Below are 1,808 nucleotides of genomic sequence, written 5' to 3' on the forward strand. Positions count from 1 at the left end.
AAAATGAACGGATATGCTCCGTTTTTTATGCCCTTTTCAAGCCCATTTTAGCAATAATTGTGGGTGGATTATGCCGTTCTAAGTGGGTGGGTATGCTCCGTTTTCGCCAATCTAATGGCAAACCTGGTAAGGTTGCTATTATTGCTGTCGCCAATAAATTGGTAAGACAGGCTTTTGCAGTTGTTACACAAGATAAGCCATACGTTGATGGATTTATATCAGTAAAACCATAATCTCTCCTGCGGAGGGAGCGCCATGCGGCAAGGGACTGAGCAGTCAGGCCCGACGAGCTTCCATTATATATATGCATAAACATACTTATAATTGTTAAATATATTCAAGTTTTTATTATAGTTCATTCTATTTTCCGCCACGACGATTTTATCGGCTGTTTTTCAGCCGATAAAATAAAAAAGTCCGTAAGAAAATATTTTTGTTTTAACATTACGATTTATAAAAACATGGCAGAAGAGACTTCTTGTCGCAGTCCTTACCATGAAGGATACATTCAAACAAGTGCTTCAGGTAATCCTGAGGGTCTATATCATTAAGTTTGCAGCTTTCTATCAGGGAGAAGATGAATGCCGAGTTTTCTGCCGCATATTCACTACCTAATTCATGCAGTTCTTAAGTAGCAGCTTTACAGGTTTCATCCTTTGCTCACAGAGGTTGTTCGAGATTTCCGCTGCACCGTCCTTTAGGATATTTTTCAGGGATTTCCACTGGTTTAACGTATAGTTCGCAGCCTTTCTCATCAGTTCGTTAGCCATGAGTTTAGTATCCTGCATCATCATGACCACCTTATGATGGGAAAAGTATTTTGCCTGTTGTACAAACTCCTTGAAGACATCTTCCATAAACTCCCTTAGTCTGGAGATTCCGTTATGGATATAGCTGTTCAGCGTGGTGTTGCTTATGTGGATGCCTTCTTGTCAAGGTTACGGTTGTTCAGCAGCCTTCTTTGCTCGGAGGTACGGCCGAAACGGTGTTTCCGGCTGTCCTCAAGCTGAAGCCTGAGATTGGATATCTCATTTGCAAGCATAATGTTCACCTCGTCTTTTGCTTCAAGCTGCCTTCTCATAAGTTCCATTTCCTTCCTGTAATGTTCAACCGTGGTTGATTGCTTTTCGAGGGAATCTTTGAGGTCATTGATTGTATCAATCAGAGTTTTTGAGTTCTCCTTGTTGGATTTTTCAATAGACTCAAGCCTCGCAATCAGTTCTTTATTCTGTTTGCGAAGCCCTGCTTTTTCCTCATTCGCCAGACCCAGCTGGCAGCAAAGTAACTCGTATGCTCTTTCATCAATCATACCCTCTCTTCCCTTATACTCTCGCACAGACGGAAAATACCTTTCCGCAGATCCACATTACCGTTGAACAGGTAATAGTTCAGGTTAACACTCAGTCCTAGCATATCATCCGATCATTTTATTAAGCAACAGACTCAGGTCAAGAACGGTGGTGTTTCTCAGAAACAGTGTTGCGCCGGATGTCAGCTGTAACTTAACCCATTTTATTGGTGGTTCGCCTTCAGGCTGTTTCACCTCCAACTTCACGGTTGGACTATTGCAAGGTTTGCCGCTTATCTGGACTTTGGCAACCTTGGGCTGATCACCATGGACTGTCTTGCCTAACTTCTCGCTCCAAAGCTGGTGACGCTGCCAGTTCATGAACTTGTCGTAGTTTACTCCATAATCCGCACAGAACTCGCGAAGATCCTTGGTCTCGCTGCATAACTGGTAGAGGTCATATACCTCCTGATAGTTTACTTTTTCTTTCGCCATAATCATTGATGTTATTGGGTTATGG

General features: G+C 42.5%; 1 protein-coding gene and 3 pseudogenes. 1 reads left to right on the top strand and 3 read right to left on the bottom strand.

What is annotated here, in order from left to right:
- Positions 1–233 (top strand): annotated as a pseudogene (locus H6A27_RS15270) (hypothetical protein); the annotation flags it as partial.
- Between the two features lie 211 nt (positions 234–444).
- On the opposite strand, the pseudogene H6A27_RS15675 reads toward H6A27_RS15270, so the two are convergent.
- From H6A27_RS15675 to H6A27_RS14270, 3 genes and pseudogenes are all read right to left on the bottom strand, one after another.
- A pseudogene (locus H6A27_RS15675) lies at positions 445–1,309 on the bottom strand (IS66 family transposase).
- 5 nt (positions 1,310–1,314) lie between these two features.
- Positions 1,315–1,413: pseudogene (locus H6A27_RS14265) on the bottom strand (IS66 family insertion sequence element accessory protein TnpB); the annotation flags it as partial.
- A gap of 1 nt (position 1,414) precedes the next feature.
- Positions 1,415–1,783, bottom strand: coding sequence for a hypothetical protein (locus H6A27_RS14270; RefSeq protein ID WP_204509167.1), 369 nt, complete (start codon positions 1,781–1,783; stop codon positions 1,415–1,417).
- Positions 1,784–1,808: the final 25 nt, after the last annotated feature.

It is taken from the genome of Bacteroides caecigallinarum (assembly GCF_016902295.1).
Taxonomy (GTDB): Bacteria; Bacteroidota; Bacteroidia; order Bacteroidales; family Bacteroidaceae; genus Phocaeicola; species Phocaeicola caecigallinarum_A.

Bases quoted from the DNA above. Each gene is read 5' to 3' on its own strand.
- H6A27_RS14270 (WP_204509167.1), bottom strand. From the start codon at position 1,783: ATGGCGAAAGAAAAAGTAAACTATCAGGAGGTATATGACCTCTACCAG.